Genomic DNA, 23,268 nt, shown 5'->3' with positions numbered 1-23,268 from the left:
TGAAAGGAATTGATCCCCGATCATGGCTAAGATCACCCTGGTGGACGACGACGAGAACATCGTCACGTCGGTGAGCCTCGCCCTCGAAAGCCACGGCCACACGGTCAAGGCCTACTACGACGGCGCTGCGGGCCTCGCGGCCCTGGAGAACGACCCGCCCGACCTCGCCATCCTCGATGTGAAGATGCCCCGCATGGACGGCATGGAGGTGCTGCGCCGCCTGCGCCGGACCTCCGACCTGCCGGTGATCATCCTGACGTCCAAGGACGAGGAGATCGACGAGATCCTCGGCTTCAACCTGGGCGCCGACGACTACATGCACAAGCCCTTCAGCCAGCGCCTGCTGATCGAACGGGTGAAGGCGGTGCTGCGCCGGGCCGGCGCCGACGCCGAGGAGGCGCTGGCCACACCTGGCGACACCAGCGCGCGCGCCCTGAAGCGCGGCAAGCTGACCCTGGACCCCGCCCGCCACGACTGCCTGTGGGAGGGCAAGCCGGTGAAGCTGACGGTGACCGAATTCCTGCTGCTGCAGTCGCTCGCCCAGCGTCCCGGCTTCGTGAAGAGCCGCGACAACCTGATGGACGCCGCCTACGACGATCAGGTCTATGTGGACGACCGCACCATCGACAGCCACATCAAGCGCATGCGGAAGAAGTTCCGCGAGGTCGACCCCGAGTTCGACGGCATCGAGACCCTTTATGGCGTCGGATACCGATACCGCGAGACCTGACCCGGGACGGCTGTCCTCATGGTTCGGCTGGCTGCCAGGCTCACGCCTGGGGCGGCTCATCATCGTGCTCAACCTGCTGGGCCTGACGATCCTGATCATCGGGGCCCTGGTGCTCAACGAGCTGCGCCGGGGCCTGGTGAACGCCCGGATCGACAGCCTGACCACCCAGGGCGAGCTGATGGCCACCATCATCGACCAGGCCGCCACGGTGGGCGAACCCCTGCCCTCGATGGACGGGGCCTATGCCAGCCAGATCCTGCAGCTGCTCTCCAACCCCCGCACCCAGCGGGCGCGGCTGTTCGACTCCAAGGGCCGGCTGATCGCCGACAGCTACTGGGTGGCCGACCGGGTGGAGTGGAAGGTGCTGCCGCCGGCCAGGCCCCGGGAGGACGACCCCGGCTTCTCCCTGCAGTTCCGCTCCGAGCGCAAGCCGCCGGGACCGCAGCCGGGGGTGCAGAAGGCGCTGGCCCACGAGGTGGCCCAGGCCCTGGACGGCAAGCACTGGGCCGGCATGCGGGCCGGCGACGACGGCGAACGGGTGGTCTCGGTCTCCATCCCCATCCAGCACGTCCAGGCCGTCCTCGGGGTCCTGACGCTCGAGGCCAGCGACGTCGACGAGATCATCGCCCGCGAGCGCCTGGCCCTGATCCCCTTCATCCTGATCGCCATCGGGGTGACGCTGGCCTCCTCCCTGCTGCTCAACAACCTGATCGCCCAGCCGGTGCGCCGCCTGGCGCGGGCCGCCGATCGGGTGCGGCTCAGCCGGGCCCGCTCCATCTCCTTGCCCGACATCGCCCGGCGCGACGACGAGCTGGGGGACCTGACCCGCTCCCTGCAGGACATGACCCACGTGCTGAGCGAGCGGATGGACGCCATCGAGCGGTTCGCCGCCGACGTGGCCCACGAGATCAAGAACCCGCTCACCTCCCTGCGCTCGGCGGTGGAGACCCTGGAGCTGGTGAAGGACCCGGCCGCCCGCGAGCGGCTGCTGGCCATCCTGCAGCAGGACGTCACCCGCCTGGACCGGCTGGTGACCGACATCTCCAACGCCTCCCGGCTGGACGCCGAGCTGTCGCGGGAGGATCCCAAGGCCTTCGACCTGGGCCACCTGATCGGCGAGGTGGTGCAGCTCTACCAGGACACCGCCAAGGCCGGGGAGGCCCGGGTGACGTTCAGCGCCCAGGACACCCTGGAGCCGATCATGGTCTCCGGCCGCGAGGGGCCGCTGGGCCAGGTGTTCCGCAACCTGATCGACAATGCGCGCTCCTTCAGCCCCCGCGACGGCGAGGTCCGGGTGCGGCTGGAGCACGCCCGGGGCGAGGCCACCGTGGCGGTGGAGGACGACGGCCCCGGCATTCCGCCGGACAATCTCGAGACCGTCTTCGAGCGGTTCTACACCTCGCGGCCCAAGGGGGCGGCCTTCGGCGGCAATTCGGGCCTGGGTCTGTCCATCGCCCGCCAGATCGTCGCCGCCCAGGGCGGGACCATCCGGGCCGAGAACCGGACCGGCGCCGATGGTCAGGTGGCCGGCGCCCGCTTCACCGTGGTGCTGCCCGAGGCCCGCCGGTGATCCTCCACGCCGGGCTGATCGCCGCCTTCCGCGGCGGCCGCTGGCGCGGCGTCCTGATCGAGGGCGCCTCGGGGGCCGGCAAGAGCGACCTGGCCCTGCGCTGCCTGGACCGGGGCTTCCGCCTGGTGGCCGACGACCGGGTGATGCTCTGGACCTCCGGCGGCCGCCTCTATGGCCGGGCGCCGGAGACCCTGGCCGGACGGATCGAGGCGCGCGGCCTGGGCGTGGTGGCCGAGCCGGCCCTGGCCTGGAGCGGCGTCGACCTGGCGGTGCGCTGCGGAACCCCGGAGCGGATTCCGGAACGGGCCTTCATGACGCACCTCGGGTTGAGCGTGCCCCTGATAATTCTCGCACCGCTTGAATCCTCGGCGCCTGTGAAACTGAGTCGCGCATTGCAGCATCTTGGAGGCGGCCAAGAAGGAGCGTATCTAGGCGGCCTCGCGGCCGGCGTTTCGCCGCCGCCGGGTGGGGATTCCCGTTGAGAGAGTTGGCATGATCGGCCTCGTGATCGTCACGCACGGGCGTCTGGCCGAGGAGTTCGTCTTCGCCATGGAGCATGTGGTGGGCCCGCAGACTGCGGTGGCCTCCATCTGCATCGGGCCGGAAGACGACATGGAAAAGCGCCGCCAGGACATTCTGGCGGCCTGCGGACGCGTGGATACCGGCGACGGCGTCATCCTGCTCACCGACATGTTCGGCGGCACGCCCTCGAACCTGGCCATCTCGGTGATGGAGCAGACCAAGGCCGAGGTGATCGCGGGCCTCAACCTGCCCATGCTGATCAAGCTGGCCAGCGTGCGCACCAAGCTGCCGCTGCAGGACTGCGTGGCCCACGCCCAGGAGGCCGGGCGCAAGTACATCTCCGTGGCCTCCTACGTGCTGGCCGGCGAGAAATGACGGCGAGCCGCTCGGTCGAGATCGTCAACAAGCGAGGCCTGCACGCGCGGGCCTCGGCCAAGTTCGTCAAGATGGCCTCGACCTTCGACGCCGAGGTGACGGTCTGCAAGGACGGCCAGGTGGTGGACGCCCGCTCGATCATGGGCCTGATGATGCTGGCCGCCGGCCCCGGCGCCTGCATCGAGATCCAGGCCGACGGCGCCGAGGCTGAACCGGCCCTGGAGGCCCTGGCCAAGCTGGTGGCCGACCGCTTCGACGAGGACGAATAGGCGGACCATCACCGGCCCCGCGCGGCTCCCGCTGCCGGAAGAAGATTGTCCACGAACCTCGCGAACAAGCAAAGGGTGTCATCCCGGTTTCCGCGCAGCGGAAGACCGGGACCCATACCCACCGATCTATCCTGAGAGCTCCGCGCATCTGGGTCCCGGCCCTCCGCTTCGCTGCGGCCGGGATGACACCAGAGGTTTGCCGCGTCCGCGCCTAGGTCTTCAGCTTGTAGCCCGTGCGGAAGATCCAGGTGATGGCCGCCAGACACAGCAGCATGAAGCCGAAGGTGGCCGCGAGGCTGACGCCGACGCCGACGTCGGACTTGTCGTAGAAGGCCCAGCGGAATCCGGAGACCAGATAGACCACCGGGTTGAAGAGGGTGATCTTCTGCCAGATCGGCGGCAGCATGCTGATGGAATAGAAGCTGCCGCCCAGGAAGGTGAGCGGCGTGACGATCATCATCGGCACGATCTGCATCTTCTCCCAGCCGTCGGCCCAGACCCCGATCACGAAGCCGAACAGGCAGAAGGTGACCGCCGTCAGCGCCAGGAAGGCGATCATCACGAAGGGGTGGGCGATGCTGAAAGGCACGAACAACCGGGCCGTGGCCAGGATGATCAGGCCCAGGATCACCGACTTTGTGGCCGCGGCCCCCACATAGCCGATGACGATCTCGATCGGCGAGATCGGCGCCGACAGCACCTCGTAGATCGTGCCGGACCACTTGGGCATGTAGATGCCGAAGGAGGCGTTGGAGATGCTCTCGGTCAGGATCGACAGCATGATCAGGCCCGGCACGATGAAGGCGCCGTAGCTGACCCCGTCGATCTGGGTCATCCGCGAGCCGATGGCCGAGCCGAAGACGATGAAATAGAGCGAGGTGGAGATCACCGGCGAGGCGATGGACTGCAGCACCGTGCGCCAGGTGCGGGCCAGCTCGAACTGATAGATGGCGCGGATCGCGTAGATGTTCATCGCGGGGCCCTCACCAGGCTGACGAAGATTTCCTCCAGCGAGCTCTGGCTGGTCTGGAGGTCCTTGAAATCGATGCCGTGGCCGGCCAGGCGGCGCAGCAGGTCGGCGATGCCGGTCTCCTCGCCCTGGGTGTCGAAGGTGTAGACCAGCTCCGTCCCGTCCGCCGACAGTTCCAGCGGCTCGCCGGCCAGCTCCTTGGGCAGGGCCGTGAGCGGCGCCTGCAGGTGTAGGGTCAGCTGCTTCTTGCCCAGCTTCTGCATGAGGACGTCCTTGTCCTCCACCAGGATCAGCTGGCCGCCGCTGATCACCCCGATCCGGTCGGCCATCTCCTCGGCCTCCTCGATATAGTGGGTAGTCAGGATGATGGTGACGCCGCTGTCGCGCAGCCCGCGGACCATCTCCCACATGTCGCGGCGCAGCTCGACATCGACCCCGGCGGAGGGTTCGTCGAGGAACAGGATCTGCGGCTCGTGGCTCAGCGCCTTGGCGATCATCACCCGGCGCTTCATGCCGCCCGAGAGCGCCATGATCTTGGAGTCCTTCTTGTCCCACAGGGAGAGCTGGCGAAGGATCTTCTCGATATAGGCCGGATTGGGCGCCTTGCCGAACAGGCCGCGGCTGAACTTCACCGTGTCCCAGACGCTCTCGAAGGCGTCGGTGGAGAGTTCCTGGGGCACCAGGCCGATCTTGGCGCGGGCGGCGCGATAGTCGGTGACGATGTCGTGGCCGTCGGCCAGGACCTGGCCCGAGCCCGGATTGACGATGCCGCAGATGATGCTGATCAGCGTCGTCTTGCCCGCCCCGTTGGGGCCCAGCAGGGCGAAGATCTCGCCGCGGCGGATGTCCAGGTCGATGGTCTTCAGGGCCTGGAAGCCCCCGGCATAGGTCTTGGACAGACCCTTCACGGATATGATCGGCTGCACGGAGGCTCCGGGGTCGTTCGAGGGTCCCCGCCAGATAGGGCCGGGGGGTGGGTCAAGCTAGTCCGCAGGACGAATTAGGATCGCCCGGGCCGACATCGGCCAAGGATTCATCGATCAGGCGCCGGATTCTGTCAGCAGCCGCCCAAGGCGCTTGGGCGCCATGGCCAGGTAGCTCTGGCGTAGCCAGCCCTTCAGGGTGTCCAGCTCGGCCAGGATGTCGTCGTCGGGACCGAAGTGGGCGATGGCCCACCTGTTCTGGCGATACCAGGGCGAACCCTGCCGCACGAAGGGCAGGTCCTGGATCATCTCGTAGGAGATCGGCAGCTTGAAGGTCAGGGTCAAGGCGTCCTGCGCCTGCCCCTTGTCGCCGAACACGGCGAAGCCCTTGCCCCGCACCCGCAGGTAGCGGGTGTCGGTCCAGCCCGGCGCGAGATCGGTCTCCGGCAGGCTCAAGGCGTAGGCGGTCAGTTCGGCTTCGGCCTGTTGGTGCGGCGTGGGCATGGCGGCGAGATTAGCACCGCCATGCCGTCCGAAAAGGCCTAGGCGGAGACGCCCATGGTCATGGGCTTCAGGCCCAGGTCGGCCATCAGGGCCGCGTCGGTGTCCTTGTCCGGGTTGGCGGTGGTGAGCAGCCGGCCGCCGATGAACATGGAGTTGGCGCCGGCCAGGAAGCACAGGGCCTGGAGTTCGCGGCTCATGTGCTCGCGGCCGGCCGAGAGCCGCACCACGGTCTTGGGGCAGAGGATGCGGGCCACGGCGATCATGCGGACGAATTCGATGCCGTCCACCGGAGTGGAGTCCCCCAGCGGGGTGCCGGGGATCGGCATCAGGTCGTTGATGGGTAGGCTGTCGGGGTGGGCCGGCAGGGTGGCCAGCGCGTGCAGCAGGCCGGCGCGGTCGCGGCGGGTCTCCCCCATGCCGACGATGCCGCCGCAACAGGTGGACATCCCCACCGAGCGGACGGCCTCCAGGGTGTCGAGGCGGTCCTGGTAGGTGCGGGTGGTGACCACCTTGTCGTAATAGTCCGGGCCGGTGTCGAGGTTGTGGTTGTAGTAGTCGAGGCCGGCGTCCTTCAGGGACTGGGCCTGGTCGCGGGTCAGCATGCCCAGCGTCGCGCAGGTCTCCAGGCCCAAGGCCTTCACGCCCGCGATCATGGCGGCCACCTTGGGCACGTCGCGGTCCTTCAGGTCGCGCCAGGCCGCCCCCATGCAGAAGCGCTGGGCCCCGCCGGCCTTGGCCTCGGCGGCGGCGGCGATCACGGTGTCGGCCTCCAGCAGCTTGCTGGCGGTGGTGGAGGTCTTGAAGTGCTGGGACTGGCTGCAATAGCCGCAGTTCTCGGGACAGCCGCCGGTCTTCACGCTCAGGAGCTGGGAGAGCTGGACCTCGGTGGGGTCGAACCAGGTCCGGTGCACTTGCGCGGCGCGGAAAACCAGGTCCATGAACGGCAGCTCGAAGAGCGCCTCCACCTCCCCCAGCGACCAATCGTGCCGCGGTTGCGTTTCATCAAGGACGGGATTGAAGGGGGCGTTCATGGTGCACTCCTCGGGTCTGGGCGCCCATTTTGAGTCGGGCACGGGAGCATGTAGCGCATGGGCGCCGACGAGATCGAGTTGAAGTTCCTGTGCGAGCCGCAGGATGTGCCCGCCCTGCTGGCCGCCGCCCCCGTCGGGGAGGCCGAGACCAAGCACCTGACAGCTGTCTATTTCGATACCCCGCAGGGCCATCTGAAGGCCGCCCACATCTCCCTGCGCCTGCGCGAGAGCAATGGAAAACGCGTCCAGACCCTGAAGCGCGGCGACGGTTTCGCCCGCGAGGAGCACGAGGCCAAGATCGCCGGCGACATGCTGGACCTCACCATGCCGGCGGTGAAGGCCGCCCTCAAACCCGCCCAGCGCAAGGCCCTGGCGCCGGTCTTCACCGTCCGTGTCACCCGCCAGCAGCGGACCTTCACCTATGAGGGGGCGCAGATCGAGCTGGCCCTGGACCAGGGGGAGGTCGCCACCGACGACCGCCGCCGCAGCCTGTGCGAGCTGGAGCTGGAGCTGAAGTCCGGCGATCCGGCGGCCCTGTTCGCCCTCGCCCGCCAGCTCTCGCTGACCGCGCCGCTCTATCTGTCCTTCGACGGCAAGGCGACCCAGGGCCAGGGGCTGCGCGCCGGGACCCTCCACGAGCCGCGGCGGCACGACAAGGCGCCGCTGAGGCGCGGCGGCACCGCCGGGGAAGCCTTCCAGACCATCGCCCGCAACGCCCTGGTGCAGATCGCCGCCAACGGCGTGGTGCTGCGGGAGCTGGACGGCGAGGACGCCCTGCACCAGCTCCGCGTGGCGGTCCGCCGGATGCGCAGCGCCATGAGCACCTTCAAGTCGGTGGTGGAGGACACCCGGGTCCGCCACCTGAAGGCCGAGCTGAAATGGCTGTCGCGGGCCTGCGACGAGGCGCGCGACCTAGACGTCTTCAGCCACGACAACGCCGCCCTGGTGGGGGAGGACGCGCCCCTGTCGCCGCGGGTGGCCGCCGCCCGCGCCCAGGCCCACGCCAAGGCCGCCGCCGCCGTGGCCTCCAAGCGCTTCCGCGACCTGGTGCTGGAGACCTCGGCCTGGGTGGAGACCGGCGCCTGGCGCGACGAGGCCAGCCGCCACGCCCGCCGCTCGGCCCGCGACTTCGCCGCCAAGGCCCTGGAGCGCCGCTGGAAGAAGGTGCTGCGCCTGGGCAAGGACCTGCAGAAGCTGGACGATCCCGGCCGCCACCGGGTGCGGATCGCCGCCAAGAAGCTGCGCTACGCCGCCGAGGCCTTCGCCCCCCTGTTCGGCCCCGAGCCGGGCCGGCGGTTCATCAAGCGGCTGAAGGCCCTGCAGGACAGCCTGGGCGCCCTCAACGACAGCGCCGTGGCCGCCACCCTGGTGGCCCGTCTGGCGCCCGACGACGCGCCCGCGGCCCGCGACCTGATGGCCGCCCGCGAGGCCGCCCGCCCCAAGGCCCTGAAGACCGCGGCCAAGGAGATGGCCAAGCTGGCCCAGGCGCCCGTCTTCTGGCGTTAAGCCTACTCATATAAAGATATCTTTATACGTTGGTTGCAGGGTGGCGCTCGCGCGGCTATAGAGCCCGCAAAGCATATTGCGCCGACAGGACACCCCGATGACCGACTATGTCGTGAAAGACATCACCCTCGCCGACTTCGGTCGCAAGGAAATCGCTATCGCCGAAACCGAGATGCCGGGCCTGATGGCCGTGCGCGCCGAGTTCGGCAAGGCCCAACCCCTGAAGGGCGCCCGCATCGCCGGCTCCCTGCACATGACGATCCAGACCGCGGTCCTGATCCAGACCCTGGAAGCCCTGGGCGCGGAGGTCCGCTGGGCCTCCTGCAACATCTTCTCCACCCAGGACCACGCCGCCGCCGCCATCGCCGCGGCCGGCACCCCGGTCTTCGCCATCAAGGGCGAGAACCTGGTGGAGTACTGGGAATACGCCCACCGCATCTTCGAATGGCATGACGGCGGCTACCCCAACCTGATCCTCGACGACGGCGGCGACGCCACCCTGCTCTGCGTGCTGGGCCCCAAGGCCGAGAAGGACATCTCCGTCCTGGCCAACCCGCAGAACGAGGAAGAGGAAGCCCTCTTCGCGGTGATGAAGCGCTACATCAAGGAGAAGCCGGGCTTCTATTCGGCCATCCGCGACGCCTGCAAGGGCGTGTCGGAAGAGACCACCACGGGGGTCCACCGCCTCTACCAGATGTCGGAACGCGGCGAGCTGCCCTTCCCCGCCATCAACGTCAACGACAGCGTCACCAAGTCCAAGTTCGACAACCTCTATGGCTGCCGTGAGAGCCTGGTGGACGCCATCCGCCGCGGCACCGACGTCATGCTCTCGGGCAAGGTCGCCGTCGTCCTCGGCTACGGCGACGTGGGCAAGGGCTCGGCGGCCTCCCTGCGCAACGGCGGCGCCCGGGTGATCGTCACCGAGATCGACCCGATCTGCGCCCTGCAGGCGGCCATGGAGGGGTACGAGGTCCAGACCATGGAAGACGTCGCCGACAAGGGCGACATCTTCGTCACCGCCACCGGCAACAAGGACGTTCTCACCGTCGACCACATGCGGAAGATGAAGAACAACGCCATCGTCGCCAATATCGGCCACTTCGATAGCGAAATTCAGGTCGCCGGCCTGAAGAACTTCAAGTGGGACAAGATCAAGGATCAGGTCCACCACGTCGAATTCCCCGACGGCAAGAAGATCATCCTGCTGTCGGAAGGCCGTCTGGTGAACCTCGGCAACGCCACCGGCCACCCCAGCTTCGTGATGAGCGCCTCCTTCACCAACCAGACGCTCGCCCAACTTGAGCTGTGGACCAATGGCGCGAAGTACGAAACCAAGGTCTATACCTTGCCCAAGCACCTCGATGAGAAGGTGGCCATGCTCCACCTGGGCAAGCTCGGCGCCAAGCTGACCACGCTTTCCAAGGAGCAGGCCGACTATATCGGCGTGCCCACGGCCGGGCCGTTCAAGCCCGACCACTACCGCTACTAGGCGTTCGACCTTCGTCATCCCCCGGCGCCGGCGTATCTCCAGTCCGCCGAGCCCCCCAAGCGCCGGGGGATGACGTTTTCGTTCTACAGCTAGCGCGGCTCCAAGCCCTCGGCTAACAAACCGGCCATGCCGCTCGCGCTTGTCATCTCCAGTCATGTCGCCGCCAGCCGGGTCGGGGGCGCCGCCCAGGCCCAGGCCCTGGCGCCCTTCCGAATCGACACCATGGTGGTCCCCACCGTGCTCTACGGCCGCCACCCTGGCTGGGGGGCGCCCGGCGGCGCCGCCGTGCCCGTCGAGGCCATCGAGGGGATGCTGGACGGCATCGAGGCCAATGGCCTGTTCGCCCAGACAGACCTGGTGCTCACCGGCTATTTCGCGTCGGCCGCCCAGGTGCGCGCCGCGGCCCGGGCCATCGACGCCGTGCGCGCCGCCCCGCGCGAGACCGGCGCCCGCAAGCCCATCATCATCATCGACCCCACCATCGGCGACGCCGGCAAGGGGCTCTATGTCGCCGCCGACGTGGCCGAGGCGGTGATCAGCGACCTGGTCCCCCGCGCCGACATCGTCGCCCCCAACGCCTGGGAGCTGCAGCGCATGACCGGCGCCGAGACCCGCGATCCCACCCAGGCCCTGCACGCCGCCCGCCTGCTCGGCCGGCCGGTGATGGTCTCCTCGGTGCAGCGCGGCGGCGAGATCGGGGTGATCTACGCCGACAAGAAGGAGGCCTGGCTGGCCGCCCACCCGCGGGCCGATAGCGCCCCCAAGGGCACCGGCGACCTGCTCTCGGCCCTGTTCGGCGCGGCCCTGATCGATGGGCTCACCACCTCCTACGCGCTCGCCCGCGCGGTCGGCGGCGTGGCCGAGACCATCAGCGCCGCCCAGATCTGGAACGTCGCCGAACTGCCCATCGTGGCCATGTCCCAGCGCCTGAAGGCCGCCTCCCCCACCGTGCGCATGGAGCGTCTGGCCTGACCGAGATCTCCGGAACCTGCGCCCCGGCCTTCTTCGCGGTCCGGGAGGCCTTCGAGGCCAACTTCGAGCAGGGCCTGGAGTTGGGGGCGCGGTTCTCCCTGGTCCGCCGGGGCGAGGTGCTGGTGGACCTCTGGGCGGGCCATGCCGACCGCCAGCGGACCCGGGCCTTCGACGACACCACCCTCACCACCATCTTCTCCAGCACCAAGGCCATCGCCGCCCTGTTGATCGCCCGGCTGGTGGACTCAGGCCGGCTGGACTACGGCCAGACCGTCGCCAGCGTCTGGCCGGACTTCGCCCAGGCCGGCAAGGGCGCCATCACCGTCGAGCAGGTGATGAGCCACCAGGCCGGCCTTTCCGGCTTCCCCGATCCCATGGAGCCGTCCCTGTGGTTCGACTGGGACGCCATCTGCGCCAAGCTGGCGGCCATGGCCCCCCTGTGGCCGCCGGGAACCGCCAGCGGCTACCATCCGGTGACCTTCGGCTACCTGGCCGGCGAGATCTTCCGCCGCGTGGACGGCCGGACCATGGGGACGGCCCTGCGCCAGGACCTGGCGGTCCCTTTCGATCTGGACCTGTGGATCGGCCTGCCGGATTCCGAGCACGGCCGCGCCGCCGACATGCAGCGTCCCAACGGCCCGGCCAGGTTCGGCGACATCAATGAGGCCACGCGGGCGGCCTTCCTCACCCCCTGGTCCTCGGCCGGCGGCCGCGGCCAGGCGGAGTGGCGGCGCACGGAAATTCCGTCGGCCAACGGCCACGCCACCGCCCTGGCCCTGGCCCGCCTGTTCGGGGCGCTGGCCGATGACGGCTGGCTGGACGGAGAGGTGATCCTGTCGCCGGCCCTGATCGCCGAGGCGTCGCGGGAGCGCATCCGCGGCCAGGACCTGGTGCTGCCCTTCGAGATGAGCTGGGGGGCGGGGTTCATGCGCAACGCCCCGGTGAAGGTCTGGGGCCCGGGGGAGCAGACCTTCGGCCATTCGGGCTGGGGCGGCTCCTGCGTCTTCGCCGACCCGGAGACCGGCCTGGCCGGCGCCTATGTCATGAACCGCCAGTCCACGGACCTGATCGGCGACCGCCGTCCCAAGGCCCTGATCGAGGCGGCGTACGGGTCCTTATGACGTCCGCTCACCCCGGCGAAGGCCGGGGCCCAGATCCTAGGTCGGGGGATCTGCGCCAGGACCCTGTGGGTCAGGCCACCACCGGGCTCGGCAGCGCGCGGCTGCGGCGCCAGGCGCCGTAGGTGAAGACCGCCGCCCCGCCCCAGATGAAGGCGAAGGAGATGGCCCGCAGGGGGGTGAAGGCCTCCCCCTGGCTGACGCCGATCACGAAGCCGATGGTCGGGCCGATGAACTGCAGGAAGCCCATGAAGGAGAGCGGGATCCGCCGGGCGGCCCAGGAGAACAGCACCAGGGGCACCGCCGTGATCGGTCCCGAGGCGATCAGCCAGGCGATGGTGGCGGGCGAGGCCAGGAAGTGGCCGCCACCCTGATGCTCCAGCCACAGGACGAAGAAGAAGCTGGGGATCGCCAGCAGCAGGCACTCGATGAACAGGCCGGTCTGGGCGTCGGCCGCCACCTGCTTGCGCACAACCCCGTAGCCGCCGAAGGAGAGGGCCAGCGCCAGGGAGACCAGCGGCAGGTGGCCGAGCGCCACGGCCTGGATCACCACGCCCACCACGGCGAAGGCGATGGCGGCGACCCCGATCCGATCCATGCGCTCGCGGAAGATCAGGGTCCCGGCGGCCATGTTGATCAGGGGGGTGATGTAGTAGCCGAGGCTGGATTCCAGCACCCGGCCGGAATTGACCGCCCAGATGAAGACGATCCAGTTGGCGGCGATCAGCCCCGCCGACAGGGTGAGCCAGGCCAGCACCCTGGGCTGGCGGAACACCGCCACCGCCTGGCGCCACTGCCTGGCCAGCAGCACGAAGATCAGGGCGGTCGGCGCGCCCCAGATGGTGCGGTGGGCCAGCGTCTCCCAGGGGCCGACGCCGAGGTGGCCGATAGCCTGGAAGGCCAGGGGCACGAAGCCCCAGATGAAGTAGCAGAGGATGCCCGCGCCGAGCGCCGTGCGGTTGATCTGGGCGGAGTCGGTCACGGGCGGGCTTTCGAAGCGTCAGCGCGACGGCGGGTTGCTTACCTAGGCGCCGTGGCGGCGACGGCAAGAGCCTTTCGCGCCAACCCTCGCGGAGTCCGGACGGGGCGTCGCGGTCCCACCTCCTCTCAGCCTTGCGGGAGAGGAGGCGGTCTCGGCGCTAGGCGATAAGCTTGGTCTTGATCAGGCCGCGCTCGTGCAGGAGCTGGGCGATCTGGACGGCGTTCAGGGCCGCGCCCTTGCGCAGGTTGTCGGCCACCACCCAGAGGTTCAGGCCGTGCTCGACGGTGGGGTCGTTGCGGATGCGGCTGACGAAGACCGGGAACTCGCCCTGGGCCTCCTTGGGGGTCATGTAGCCCTGATCGTTGCGGCTATCGATGACGATCAGGCCGGGGCTCTCGCGCAGCAGGTCGCGGGCCTCGTCCTCGTCCAGATGCTCATGGAACTCGATGTTCACGGCCTCGGAGTGGCCGACCATCACGGGCACGCGCACGCAGGTGACCGTCAGCTTGATGGCCGGGTCGATCATCTTGTGGGTCTCGTTCCACATCTTCTGCTCTTCGTCGGTGTAGCCGTCGTCCTGGAACGACCCGATGAAGGGGATGACGTTGAAGGCGATCTGCTTGGGGAACTTCTTGGGCGGGGTCGCCCCCAGGACGAAGACGTTCTTGGTCTGGTCGAACAGCTCGTCCATGCCTTCCTTGCCGGCCCCGGAGACCGACTGGTAGGTCGAGACCACCACCCGCTTGATCTTCGCCCGGTCATGCAGGGGCTTGAGCGCCACCACCAGCTGGGCCGTCGAGCAGTTGGGGTTGGCGATGATGTTCTTCTTGTGCGCCCAGAGCACGTCGTCGGGGTTCACCTCCGGCACCACCAGGGGCACCTCGGGGTCCATCCGGAAGGCCGAGGAATTGTCGATGACGATGGGGCCGGCCGCGCCGATCTTCGGCGACCACTCCTTGGAGAAGGATCCGGACACGCTCATCAGCACGATGTCGACGGTCGAGAAGTCGAACTGCTCGATGTCCTGGCACTTGATGATCTTCTCGCCGAAGGCGACCTCGAGCCCGATGGACTTGCGGCTGGCGATGGCGTGGATCTTGTCGATGGGGAATTGAACTTCCTCAAGGATGTTCAACATTTCGCGGCCCACATTACCCGTGGCGCCGACGACGGCTACGCGGTAGCCCATCGGGGTCTCTCCTCATCTTCAAGCGGAGCGTTCCGTTACGCTCCTGAGCCCGAAATCGCAAGCTGGGCGCGCGCCGCCGCGGCTGTCTGACCCACCAGGTCATGGACGGCGGGCCGCAGCCGCCTATCGTGGCGGGCGAGAAAACGACTCACGAGGAAACCCCATGACCCCCAACACCGGCATGCCCTTCGCCAACCTGATGGGGGTGGAGGTCACCGACCCCTCCAAGGAGAAGGTCATCGGCAGGCTGGTGGTGCGGGCCGACCTCTGCACCTCCGGCCACATCCTGCACGGCGGGGCGATCATGGCCTTCGCCGACGCGCTCGGCGCCGTGGGGGGCTTCCTCAACCTGCCGGCCGGCTCGCGGACCACCACCATCGAGAGCAAGACCAACTTCGTGGGCTCGGCCAAGGAGGGGACGACGGTGATCGGTGAATCCACCGCCCTGCACATCGGCCGCTCCTCCAGCGTCTGGCAGACCCGCATCACCGGCGAGGATGGCAAGCTGGTGGCCATCGTCATCCAGACCCAGATGACCGTGCCCCTGGGGGAGAAGGCGGCGGCGTCCTAGCCCTTCCCGGGCTTCGGGGCTCGACACGCCCCCGACACCTGGTCGGCGCTCACGCTTTCGCCGGCGTCCAGGGCCGCGAACAGGGGGCGGAAATCGCAGGAGCGGCCGTTGGCCAGGCCGCGGCCGACAGCGAACAGGCCCTTGCGGTTGAACAGGTTCACCGCGAACTCGTCGGAGCCGACATAGGCCCGCAGGAAGGCCAGGACCAGCAGCTCCCGGTCGGGCCCCTGCGTCTCCCCGTCCGCGATCATCGTGCGCCAGACCGCGCAGTTGGCCTGACCGTCCCAGACGTGGCCCGGCGCCAGGTTGGGCCGCTTGGCGGTGGGGATGGCGCAGGGGGTGTCGTTCTTCATGGCCACGAAGGCCGCCGCCGTGCGGGCCCGGGAGGTGAAGTCGAGATCCCGCGTCTCCCCGGCCTTGAAGGTGGCGAGCTTGGCCATCACCGCCTCGATCTCCTCGAGGTATCGGGCCCCGGCCTGAACCCGCATGTCGTAGAAGAAGGCGTATTCCGAAAAGCGCGGCTGGGGCCGGCTCTGCAGGGTGGCGGCCCAGCGGGTCGCCAGGTTCCAGGCCGAGGCGCGAAACACCTGTTCGCCGGCGTCCTGGGCGGCGACCACCGCCGGGTCGGCCAGGAACCCCTCCAGTTCGATGGCGAAGGCCGGGTCGATGACGCCGTCCGTCTGCACCGAGCGGGCCCAGGCCAGGGCCTCGGGCCGGGTCAGGGGATCGCGGGACAGCCGGGCGTATTTCACGAAGTCCGCCCCGTGGAAGGGCATGTCGGCGGCGGCCAGCGCATCGGCGTCGGCCACCCTGTCGATCAGGTCGGCGATGGTCCCCTGGCCGAAATTCCACTGCAGGGCGCCCACCGACAGGCCTTGCCTGTCCCGATCGCCGGCCAGGGTGGTGTAGACCGCCAGGCTCGACGGCGCGGCGGTCTCCAGCAGCCGGGTCATCATCGAGGAGGCCTGGGCCCAGGCGGCCGGCGGCGCGGCCGGGACCGCCGGGGGCTCGGGGGCCGGCTCGACCGGCTGGGCGCGGGCCGCGCCCGCCAGGCAGACCGCCAAACCCAGCCCGGCCCAGAGCCGCGCCATCCTCAGGCCTCGCCGGCCATGGCCAGGATCGCCTTCCATTCGGCCGGCTCGACCGGACAGACCGACAGGCGGAACTGCTTGAACATTTTCATCTCGGCAAGCGCCGGATTGGCCTTCATCTGGGCCAGGGTGACGGGCGTCTTCAGCGCCCGGACCGGAACCACCTCCACGGCCACGAATCGGCCCGCCGGATCGCTGGGGTCGAGGAAGGCCTCTCGGGAGACCTTGCAGATCCCCACCACCTCCAGCCCCTTCTGGGAGTGGTAGAACAGGGCCTCGTCACCCAGCTTCATGGCCTTCAGATAGAGGGCGGCCTGGTTGTTGCGCACCCCGTCCCAGACGGTCTTCCCGTCGCGGACCAGGTCCTGGTAGCTGAACTTCTCGGGCTCGGACTTCATCAGCCAGTGGGCCATCGGCGCATTCCCTCAATCCTGGCCACGATATCGCCGCCCCCGGCGACGCTTGGCAAGCGCCCAGGATATAGTTGACTCAGTCAAATACATGTCGTTCCCTTCGGGCCTGGAAGGAGCCCGCCATGACCCCGAGCCCACCCGATCCCATCGCCGCCATCCGCGGCTTCAACCGCTTCTACACCCGCCGGATCGGGGTGCTGGAGGAGGCCTATCTGGGCACGCCCCTGAGCGTCGCCGAGGGCCGGGTGCTCTACGAGATCGCCCAGGCGCCGGACGGCCTGACGCCGAAGGCGATCAGCGCGATCACCGGCCTGGACGCGGGCTATCTGTCGCGGATCCTCAAGCGGTTCGAACGGGAGGCCCTCACCGCCCGCTCCCCCTCCCCGGAGGACGGGCGCAGCATCACCGTCACCCTGACGGCCAAGGGCGCAGAGACCTTCGCGGGCCTGAACGCGGCGTCGGACCAGGTGGTGGCCAGAATGATCGCGGGGCTCGACGGTCCCCAGCGCGAGCGCCTGACCCGGGCGGTGACCGATATCCAGGGCCTGCTGGAGGCGCCCGCCACCGTGGAGGTGATCCTGCGCCCGCACCGGCCAGGCGACATGGGCTGGATCATCGCCCAGCACGGCGAGGTCTATACGCGGGAATATGGCTGGGACAGCCGCATCGAGTCGCTCACCGCCCGGGTCTGCGCCGACTTCCTCGACAACTTCGATCCCGACCTCGAGCGCTGCTGGATCGCCGAACGCGGCGGCGAGCGCCTGGGCTCGATCTTCCTGGTCAAGGGCGAGGCTCCCGGCCAGGCCAAGCTGCGCCTGCTGATGCTCACCCCCGCCGCCCGCGGCCTGGGCCTGGGCAAGCGGCTGGTGGCCGAGTGCCTGGCCTTCGCCCGAGCGGCCGGCTACCGCGAGGTGGTGCTGTGGACCCATGCGGTCCTGACCGCCGCCCGCGGCATCTACGCCGCCGCCGGCTTCGAGCTGACCGAGACCTGGACCCACGCCGATCTTGGCCCCGAGCAGGTGTCGGAGACCTGGCGGCTGACCCTCTGAGCGCATCTGCGGCCGGGTCTGGCCCGTAGGTCCGACATGATCGATCGACGTCTCCTGCTCGCCGGCGGCCTGGCCGCCCTGCCCGGCCTCGCCCTCGCCGCCGCGCCCGCCAGTCGCCGCCTGGCCTTCGCCGTCCTGCGCAACGGGACCAGGATCGGCGAGCACCTGATGGGCTTCTCGGGCGACCCGGCCTCCCCCACCGTCACCACCGATGTGCGCATGACCGTGAAGCTCGGCCCCGTGCCGGTGTTCCGATATCGCCACCATGCCGTGGAGCGCTGGACCGGAGGCCGCTTCACGGCTCTGGAAACCACCACCGACTCCAACGGCAAGGCCGAGCGGGTCTCCGCCCGGCGCACCGAGGGCGGCGTCGTCATCGAGACCGCCAAGGGCCGGGTGAACGGCCCGGCGGGCGCGCGGCCCTTCACCCACTGGAACCCGGAGGTCTTCTCAGGTCCCCTGTTCAATCCCCAGGAGGGCAAGCTGCTGAAGGTGACGGCCCGCAAGGTCGGCCCCCGCCAGTGGGCGGTGCGCGGCGAGGCGGAGATCGACGACTTCTATGACGAGGCAGGCGTCTGGAGCGCCCTGAAGGGCAAGCTCCAGGACGGCTCGATGCTGGAGTACCGGCGGGTCTAGAGCGCCGCCAGGACCGCGTCGCCCATCTGCACCGTGGTCAGGGTCCCGCCAAGATCCCGCGTCCGGGCGCCGGTCTCCAGGGCCTTGTTGACGGCGGCGAACAGCCTGTCGGCCAGGTCGGTGCGGTCCAGGGACCAGCGCAGGGCCATCTCGAAGGACAGGATGGCGGCCAGCGGATTGGCCACGCCCTGGCCGGCGATGTCCGGCGCCGAGCCGTGGATCGGCTCATAGAGGCCGGGCTTGCCCGCCACGCCGAGCGCGGCCGAGGGCAGCATGCCCAGGGAGCCGGTGAGCTGGGCCGAGATGTCCGACAGGATGTCGCCGAACAGGTTGTCGGTGACCATGACGTCGAACTGCTTGGGATTCTTGACGATCTGCATCGCCGCGTTGTCGGCCAGGATGTGCTCCAGCTCGACATCGGCGTAGTCGCGGGCGTGGAGGTCGGTGACCACTTGGCGCCATAGCAGGCCGGAATCCATCACGTTGGACTTCTCGGCCGAGGTCACCCTGTTGCGGCGGCCGCGGGCCAGCTCGAAGGCGACGCGCGCCACCCGCTCGATCTCGGCGGTGGTGTAGACCTGGGTGTCGACGGCGCGCTTGCCGCCGCCCGGCAGGTCCTCGATGAAGCGCGGGCTGCCGAAATAGATGCCGCCGGTGAGCTCGCGGACGATCATGAAGTCCAGGCCCTCCACCACCTCGCGCTTGAGGCTGGAGGCGTCGGCCAGCGGCTGGAAGCACAGGGCCGGGCGCAGGTTGGCGAACACCTCCATGCCGGCGCGCAGGGCCAGCAGGCCGGCCTCGGGGCGCTTGTCGCGGGGAACCCCGGCCCACTGCGGGCCGCCCACCGCGCCCATCAGCACCGCGCGGGAGGCCTTCGCCGTCGCCAGGGCCTCGTCGGTCAGCGGGGTCCCATGGGCGTCATAGCTCGCGCCCCCGAACAGCCGCTCCTCGATCGTGAGCTCCGGCGCGAGAACCTCGGCGACGCGACGCACCTGGGCGGTCACTTCGGGTCCGATGCCGTCGCCCGGCAGGAGGAGGAGATCGGTCATGTCAGGAGCCTTGGAGAGAACTTTAAAGCGCGCGCTCGGAGGCGGTCTCGTAGGCGATGAGCCTGCGGTCGCCAACCCCGAACTGGGGCCAGGCGGCGCGCCACGTCGCCATGTGCGGGGTCTGGAAGTGGGCGTCGAGGCAGGCTTGGTCGCGCCAGGCCTCGTAGACCCGGATCAGGCCGGGATCGGCCACGTCCTGGGCGTAGGCGTATTCCAGGCACCCTTCCTCGGCCCGGCTGGCGGTGAGCATGGCCAGCATGTGGGGCTTGAAGCGCTCCAGGTTCTCCGGCGGCACGCGGACCGTGCCGGCGATGATCAGGGTCATGCGCCCTCCAGCCAGGGCTCCGACAGGGCGCGCTTGGTCTCGTAGACGTCGATGTCCTTGGCGGCGACCAGGGTCTCGCCGATGGCGTCCAGGCCCTGCAGCATCTTGGCCTTGCGCTGGGGATCGATCTGGAAGCTGAAGGCCGCGCCCGACGGCGAGACCACGGTCTGGGCCTCCAGGTCGACGGTCACCAGGTGGTTGCCGCCCTTGGCCTCCTCCATCAGGGCCTGGACCTCTTCGGGTTTCAGGACCACCGGCAGCAGGCCGTTCTGGAAGCAGTTGTTGTAGAAGATGTCGGCGAAGGAGGACGAGATCACGCAGCTGATCCCGAAATCCAGCAAGGCCCAGGGGGCGTGCTCGCGGCTCGACCCGCAGCCGAAGTTGTCGCCCGCCACCAGGACGCCCGCGCCCCTGTACTCCGGGCGGTTGAGCACGAAATCGGGCTTCTCGCGGCCCTGCTCGTCGAAGCGGAAGTCGTAGAACAGCCCCTTGCCCAGGCCCTCGCGCTCCACGGTCTTGAGGAACTGCTTGGGGATGATCTGGTCGGTGTCGATATTGGCCATGGCCAGGGGGGCCATGCGCGCATCGAGCTTGGTGAAGGCTTTCATCTAGGCGGTCTCGGTTTCGGCGTTCTGCTGGATGAGGAGGGCCGGGGCGGCGGGGAGGCCGGCGCGCAGGGTGAAGACCTTGGTGCCCGGCTTGCGGCCCTTGCGCACCTCGGAGACGTCGAAGCCGGCCGCGGCGATGCGGACCTGGGCGGCGTCGGCGTCGGTGACCCGCCAGGCCAGGCCGCCGAAGCGGTCCGGCGCATCGCTCATCGGGGTCTTCAGGCTGGCGCCCATCTCCACCACCGCCGAGCCGCAGCGGAAGAACAGCTGACGCACGCCCCACTGGTCGTTGGACCGGTCCAGCCTGAGGTCTAGGCCCAGCTTGGCGCCGTAGATGGCCAGGGCCCGGTCCGGATTGGCGGTGTTGATCACCACGTGGTCCAGCTCGCTGACGGCGGCGGCCTCGCCGTCGATGGCGGGCGACAGCGGCCAGGGCTCGCCGCTGCGGGGCGGGTCCACCAGCAGGATGTTGAGGCCCCCGGTGTCGGCGGCGTCCAGGGCCGAGGTCGTCCAGTAGCGCTTGCGGCCGTCGTCATGGGTCGAGCGGGTGGGACCAGGCACGCTGCCGCGCAGGCCCCGGCGCTCGGCCAGTTTCTGGGCGGCGGCGGTGTCGGCCACGGTGAAGGCGATGGCCCAGATCCCCTCGCCATGCTCGGCCAGGTGCTTGGCGATGGTGTCGCCGAAGGCGCCCTCGCCGTGCGGGGTGATGACGTCGAGCGCCATGTTGGGCAGCTGGAACCAGGCGTGCCGGGCCCCGCCGTCGCCGCCGATCCAGTTGGGCTCGCGGCCCAGCAGGGCGCGGTAGCCGGCGACTGCGGCGTCCAGATCGTTCACCGCCAGCGCGATGTGATCCAGGCCCGTGATCACGGCAGGAACTCGCGGACGTCGACGATGTGGCCGGCGATGGCGGCGGCCGCAGCCATGGCCGGGCTCATCAGGTGGGTGCGCCCGCCGCGGCCCTGGCGGCCCTCGAAGTTGCGGTTGGAGGTCGAGGCGCAGCGTTCCCCGGGCGCCAGGCGGTCGGGGTTCATGCCCAGGCACATCGAGCAGCCCGGCTCGCGCCAGTCGAAGCCCCCGGCCTTGAAGATGGCGTCCAGCCCCTCGGCCTCGGCCTGTTCCTTCACCAGGCCCGAGCCCGGCACCACCATGGCCCGCACATGGGGCGCCACCAGGCGGCCGTTCAGGAAGGCGTGCTGCACCACCTGGGCGGCGGACCGCAGGTCCTCGATGCGGCTGTTGGTGCACGATCCGATGAAGACCACGTCCACCTTGGCCTCCGTGATCGGCTGCCCCGCCGTGAGGCCCATATAGTCCAGGGCCCGCTCGGCGGAAGCCCGCTTGTCGGGGGTGGCGAAGCTCTCGGGGGCCGGCACGTTTCCGGTGACCGGGATCACGTCCTCGGGGCTGGTGCCCCAGGTGACGGTGGGGGCGATGTCGGCGGCGTCCAGCACCACCTCGCGGTCGAACACCGCGTCGGGGTCGGACTGGAAGGTCTTCCAGTGGGCCAGAGCCATCTCCCAGGAGGCGCCCTTGGGGGCGGCCGGACGGCCCATCATGTAGTCGAAGGTCTTCTGGTCGGGCGCCACAAGGCCCGCCCGCGCGCCGGCCTCGATGGCCAGGTTGCACAGGGTCATGCGGCCTTCCATGGACAGGCCGCGGATCGCCTCCCCGGCATATTCGATCACCGAGCCGGTGCCGCCGGCCGTGCCGATGGCGCCGACGATGGCCAGCGCGAAGTCCTTGGCCCCGACCCCGGGACCCGGGGTCCCGTTGACCGTCACCCTCAGGTTCTTCGACTTCTTCTGGCGCAGGGTCTGGGTCGCCAGCACATGCTCCACTTCCGAGGTGCCGATCCCCTGGGCGAGCGCCCCGAAGGCGCCGTGGGTCGAGGTGTGGCTGTCGCCGCAGACGATGGTCATGCCCGGCTGGGTGCGGCCCTGCTCCGGGCCCACCACGTGGACGATGCCGTTGCGGATATCCCCCATCGGGAAGAACTCGATGCGGTTGTCCTTGACGTTGCGCTCCAGGGTCTGGAGCTGCAGCCGCGCCTCCTCGTCGGCCACCGCGCCGACGCCGAGCGCCTGGCCCTGCGTGGGGACGTTGTGGTCGGCCACCGCCAGGGTGCGGTCGGGACGGCGCACCGGGCGGCCGGCGGCCCGCAGGCCGGCGAAGGCCTGGGGCGTCGTCACCTCGTGGATCAGGTGCAGGTCGATATAGAGGATGGCCTCGCCGTCTTGCTCCGCAACGACGTGGGCGTCCCAGATCTTGTCATAAAGGGTCTTGCCGGACATGGGCGGCATGTAGGGTCGGAGGGGGCCCTAAGTCCAGCGCGGGGCGACGATTTCTGCGACCCCCGCGCAAGGATTTGCCTCAGGCCGCGGCCTTTTGGTCCATCGGCAGGCAACCTTGACCCTGAAGCGCGACCTTGAGCGCCGTTTCGAGGGGCGTGTGCGGCTCCGCGCCGAGGGTTTTCACCAGCCGGCCATTGTCCAGCAGCACCTCGGTCTCCCAGAGGTAGCGCATCTCCAGCATCTCCCGCAGCGTCTCCACGAAGGGGGCGACCGCCCGCATGGCCAGCCAGGGAATCCGCTTCACCGCCAGCCGCCGCCCCGCCACCCGCTCCAGGGCCGCGACCAGCTGGTCGCCCGTGATCTGGTGGCCGCCGAAATTGTAGACCGCCACATCGGGAAGGGTGGCCTCGATCTCCGCCAGCCGCGCCATGGCGGCGGCGAGGTCGGGCAGGTAGGCCCAGGCGTGGGCGATCTCGCGCGGGCCGGGATAGCTCACCGACCGCAGGGGCCTGTCCTTGGCCACCATCCCCTCGGTCAGCCAGGAGGAGCCGCTCACCGGGCCGAAGAAGTCGCCGGCCCGCACGACCAGGCTCCGCACCCCGGCGGCCTGCAGCCTCTGCTCCATCGCCACCCGGATCGCCCCCTTGCGGGTCCTCGGGTTCTGCGGGGCGTCCTCCGTGATCGTCGGGAAGGCGTCGGGCCCGTAGTTGTAGACATTGCCCGGCAGGATGATCCGCGCGCCCGTGGCCTTGGCCGCGGCGATGCTGGCCTCCATCATCGGCAGGAGCAGGCCCGCCCAGTTCCTGTAGCCCGGCGGGTTGGCGGCATGGACGATCACCTTCACCCCGTCGGCCGCGGCGGTCACCTCGGCCGCCGACGGGGCGTCGCCCTTCACCCATTCGATGCGCTCCAGACCCACCGCCTCGCGGGCCGCCCGGGCCGGATCGCGGTGCAGGCCGCGCACACGCCAGCCCCGCGCCAGCAGCGCCGCGGCCACCTCACCGCCCACCGATCCCGTGGCCCCGATCACCAGGGCGGTCTTGTCTGAGGTCGCCATGTCGCCATCTCCTGTTCAGAGGCCCAGG

Annotated in this window: 26 protein-coding genes; 12 read left to right on the top strand and 14 right to left on the bottom strand. The window is 69.5% G+C overall.

Going from position 1 to position 23,268, the window contains the following annotated elements:
• Positions 1-22: 22 nt before the first annotated feature.
• From chvI to AC1RN5_RS19705, 5 genes are read left to right on the top strand one after another with little or no spacing between them, the layout of a single operon-like run.
• Entirely contained in the window at positions 23-730 is a 708-nt protein-coding gene (gene chvI, locus AC1RN5_RS19725; protein ID WP_421933495.1) for a two-component response regulator ChvI, read from the top strand.
• The gene (gene chvG / locus AC1RN5_RS19720; protein WP_493043173.1) at positions 699-2,300 is read left to right on the top strand and encodes a two-component sensor histidine kinase ChvG; all 1,602 of its coding nucleotides are present in this window, start codon (positions 699-701) and stop codon (positions 2,298-2,300) included. Before chvI ends, chvG begins: the two co-directional genes overlap by 32 nt.
• Positions 2,297-2,782 carry an HPr kinase/phosphorylase gene (locus AC1RN5_RS19715; protein ID WP_493043171.1) on the top strand — a complete coding sequence of 162 codons (486 nt, stop codon included), beginning with the start codon at positions 2,297-2,299 and terminating at the stop codon, positions 2,780-2,782. The genes chvG and AC1RN5_RS19715 overlap by 4 nt, the downstream gene beginning before the upstream one ends.
• Positions 2,783-2,792: 10 nt before the next feature.
• The gene (locus tag AC1RN5_RS19710; RefSeq protein WP_493043170.1) at positions 2,793-3,197 is read left to right on the top strand and encodes a PTS sugar transporter subunit IIA; all 405 of its coding nucleotides are present in this window, start codon (positions 2,793-2,795) and stop codon (positions 3,195-3,197) included.
• Complete coding sequence (locus AC1RN5_RS19705) at positions 3,194-3,466, top strand: HPr family phosphocarrier protein (RefSeq protein ID WP_493043167.1); 273 nt, start codon at positions 3,194-3,196, stop codon at positions 3,464-3,466. The genes AC1RN5_RS19710 and AC1RN5_RS19705 overlap by 4 nt, the downstream gene beginning before the upstream one ends.
• 211 nt (positions 3,467-3,677) lie before the next feature.
• Here the strand turns inward: AC1RN5_RS19705 and AC1RN5_RS19700 are convergent, their stop codons facing one another.
• The 4 genes from AC1RN5_RS19700 to bioB all read right to left on the bottom strand — a co-directional run bounded on the left by AC1RN5_RS19700 (position 3,678) and on the right by bioB (position 6,894).
• Positions 3,678-4,439, bottom strand: coding sequence for an ABC transporter permease (locus AC1RN5_RS19700; RefSeq protein WP_493043165.1), 762 nt, complete (start codon positions 4,437-4,439; stop codon positions 3,678-3,680).
• Complete coding sequence (locus tag AC1RN5_RS19695) at positions 4,436-5,398, bottom strand: ABC transporter ATP-binding protein (RefSeq protein ID WP_493043642.1); 963 nt, start codon at positions 5,396-5,398, stop codon at positions 4,436-4,438. The genes AC1RN5_RS19700 and AC1RN5_RS19695 overlap by 4 nt, the downstream gene beginning before the upstream one ends.
• Positions 5,399-5,476: 78 nt before the next feature.
• Positions 5,477-5,863: an MmcQ/YjbR family DNA-binding protein gene (locus AC1RN5_RS19690; RefSeq protein ID WP_493043161.1), complete on the bottom strand. Its 387-nt coding sequence runs from the start codon at positions 5,861-5,863 to the stop codon at positions 5,477-5,479.
• 38 nt (positions 5,864-5,901) lie between these two features.
• A complete protein-coding gene (gene bioB / locus AC1RN5_RS19685) occupies positions 5,902-6,894 on the bottom strand; it encodes a biotin synthase BioB (RefSeq protein ID WP_493043160.1) in 993 nt (330 codons plus the stop codon).
• A gap of 57 nt (positions 6,895-6,951) precedes the next feature.
• Here bioB and AC1RN5_RS19680 point away from each other — a divergent pair, with 57 nt between their 5' ends.
• From AC1RN5_RS19680 to AC1RN5_RS19665, 4 genes are all read left to right on the top strand, one after another.
• Positions 6,952-8,400, top strand: a complete 1,449-nt coding sequence (locus tag AC1RN5_RS19680; protein ID WP_493043158.1) for a CYTH and CHAD domain-containing protein — start codon at positions 6,952-6,954, stop codon at positions 8,398-8,400.
• 97 nt (positions 8,401-8,497) lie between these two features.
• Entirely contained in the window at positions 8,498-9,889 is a 1,392-nt protein-coding gene (gene ahcY, locus AC1RN5_RS19675; protein ID WP_493043157.1) for an adenosylhomocysteinase, read from the top strand.
• A 126-nt stretch (positions 9,890-10,015) separates the two neighbouring features.
• Positions 10,016-10,861 (top strand): PfkB family carbohydrate kinase, encoded by an 846-nt coding sequence (locus AC1RN5_RS19670; RefSeq protein ID WP_493043155.1) that lies wholly within the window; start codon positions 10,016-10,018, stop codon positions 10,859-10,861.
• Entirely contained in the window at positions 10,858-11,982 is a 1,125-nt protein-coding gene (locus AC1RN5_RS19665; RefSeq protein WP_493043640.1) for a serine hydrolase domain-containing protein, read from the top strand. The genes AC1RN5_RS19670 and AC1RN5_RS19665 overlap by 4 nt, the downstream gene beginning before the upstream one ends.
• 70 nt (positions 11,983-12,052) lie before the next feature.
• Here the strand turns inward: AC1RN5_RS19665 and rarD are convergent, their stop codons facing one another.
• Together rarD and AC1RN5_RS19655 are read right to left on the bottom strand one after the other, a co-directional pair.
• Complete coding sequence (gene rarD / locus AC1RN5_RS19660) at positions 12,053-12,961, bottom strand: EamA family transporter RarD (RefSeq protein WP_493043153.1); 909 nt, start codon at positions 12,959-12,961, stop codon at positions 12,053-12,055.
• 157 nt (positions 12,962-13,118) lie between these two features.
• The gene (locus AC1RN5_RS19655) at positions 13,119-14,150 is read right to left on the bottom strand and encodes an aspartate-semialdehyde dehydrogenase (RefSeq protein WP_493043151.1); all 1,032 of its coding nucleotides are present in this window, start codon (positions 14,148-14,150) and stop codon (positions 13,119-13,121) included.
• Between the two features lie 163 nt (positions 14,151-14,313).
• Between AC1RN5_RS19655 and AC1RN5_RS19650 the strand changes: the two genes are divergently transcribed.
• Positions 14,314-14,721 carry a PaaI family thioesterase gene (locus tag AC1RN5_RS19650; RefSeq protein WP_493043150.1) on the top strand — a complete coding sequence of 136 codons (408 nt, stop codon included), beginning with the start codon at positions 14,314-14,316 and terminating at the stop codon, positions 14,719-14,721.
• Here AC1RN5_RS19650 and AC1RN5_RS19645 read toward each other — a convergent pair.
• Both AC1RN5_RS19645 and AC1RN5_RS19640 read right to left on the bottom strand, forming a co-directional pair.
• Entirely contained in the window at positions 14,718-15,812 is a 1,095-nt protein-coding gene (locus AC1RN5_RS19645) for a hypothetical protein (RefSeq protein WP_493043149.1), read from the bottom strand. The genes AC1RN5_RS19650 and AC1RN5_RS19645 overlap by 4 nt on opposite strands.
• A 2-nt stretch (positions 15,813-15,814) precedes the next feature.
• Positions 15,815-16,225, bottom strand: coding sequence for an EVE domain-containing protein (locus AC1RN5_RS19640; RefSeq protein ID WP_493043147.1), 411 nt, complete (start codon positions 16,223-16,225; stop codon positions 15,815-15,817).
• Between the two features lie 122 nt (positions 16,226-16,347).
• Here AC1RN5_RS19640 and AC1RN5_RS19635 point away from each other — a divergent pair, with 122 nt between their 5' ends.
• Both AC1RN5_RS19635 and AC1RN5_RS19630 read left to right on the top strand, forming a co-directional pair.
• A complete protein-coding gene (locus AC1RN5_RS19635) occupies positions 16,348-17,274 on the top strand; it encodes a bifunctional helix-turn-helix transcriptional regulator/GNAT family N-acetyltransferase (RefSeq protein ID WP_493043145.1) in 927 nt (308 codons plus the stop codon).
• A 36-nt stretch (positions 17,275-17,310) separates the two neighbouring features.
• On the top strand, positions 17,311-17,910 hold the full coding sequence (locus AC1RN5_RS19630; protein ID WP_493043144.1) for a DUF6134 family protein: 600 nt from the start codon (positions 17,311-17,313) through the stop codon (positions 17,908-17,910).
• Here the strand turns inward: AC1RN5_RS19630 and leuB are convergent.
• The 6 genes from leuB to AC1RN5_RS19600 all read right to left on the bottom strand — a co-directional run bounded on the left by leuB (position 17,907) and on the right by AC1RN5_RS19600 (position 23,240).
• Entirely contained in the window at positions 17,907-18,959 is a 1,053-nt protein-coding gene (gene leuB, locus AC1RN5_RS19625; RefSeq protein ID WP_493043142.1) for a 3-isopropylmalate dehydrogenase, read from the bottom strand. The two genes, AC1RN5_RS19630 and leuB, sit on opposite strands and share 4 nt — an antisense overlap.
• Positions 18,960-18,981: 22 nt before the next feature.
• Positions 18,982-19,284: a putative quinol monooxygenase gene (locus AC1RN5_RS19620; RefSeq protein ID WP_493043141.1), complete on the bottom strand. Its 303-nt coding sequence runs from the start codon at positions 19,282-19,284 to the stop codon at positions 18,982-18,984.
• The gene (gene leuD / locus AC1RN5_RS19615) at positions 19,281-19,892 is read right to left on the bottom strand and encodes a 3-isopropylmalate dehydratase small subunit (RefSeq protein WP_493043139.1); all 612 of its coding nucleotides are present in this window, start codon (positions 19,890-19,892) and stop codon (positions 19,281-19,283) included. The genes AC1RN5_RS19620 and leuD overlap by 4 nt, the downstream gene beginning before the upstream one ends.
• Positions 19,893-20,759: a VOC family protein gene (locus AC1RN5_RS19610; RefSeq protein WP_493043137.1), complete on the bottom strand. Its 867-nt coding sequence runs from the start codon at positions 20,757-20,759 to the stop codon at positions 19,893-19,895. It abuts the gene before it with no gap.
• A complete protein-coding gene (leuC, locus tag AC1RN5_RS19605; protein ID WP_493043136.1) occupies positions 20,756-22,183 on the bottom strand; it encodes a 3-isopropylmalate dehydratase large subunit in 1,428 nt (475 codons plus the stop codon). The genes AC1RN5_RS19610 and leuC overlap by 4 nt, the downstream gene beginning before the upstream one ends.
• Positions 22,184-22,262: 79 nt before the next feature.
• A complete protein-coding gene (locus tag AC1RN5_RS19600; RefSeq protein WP_493043134.1) occupies positions 22,263-23,240 on the bottom strand; it encodes an NmrA family NAD(P)-binding protein in 978 nt (325 codons plus the stop codon).
• Positions 23,241-23,268: the final 28 nt, after the last annotated feature.

The organism is Phenylobacterium sp. GW821-FHT12F10, assembly GCF_058806695.1.
Note: the sequence above shows the minus strand (reverse complement) of the source record. Positions and strands in the feature narration are given on the sequence as shown.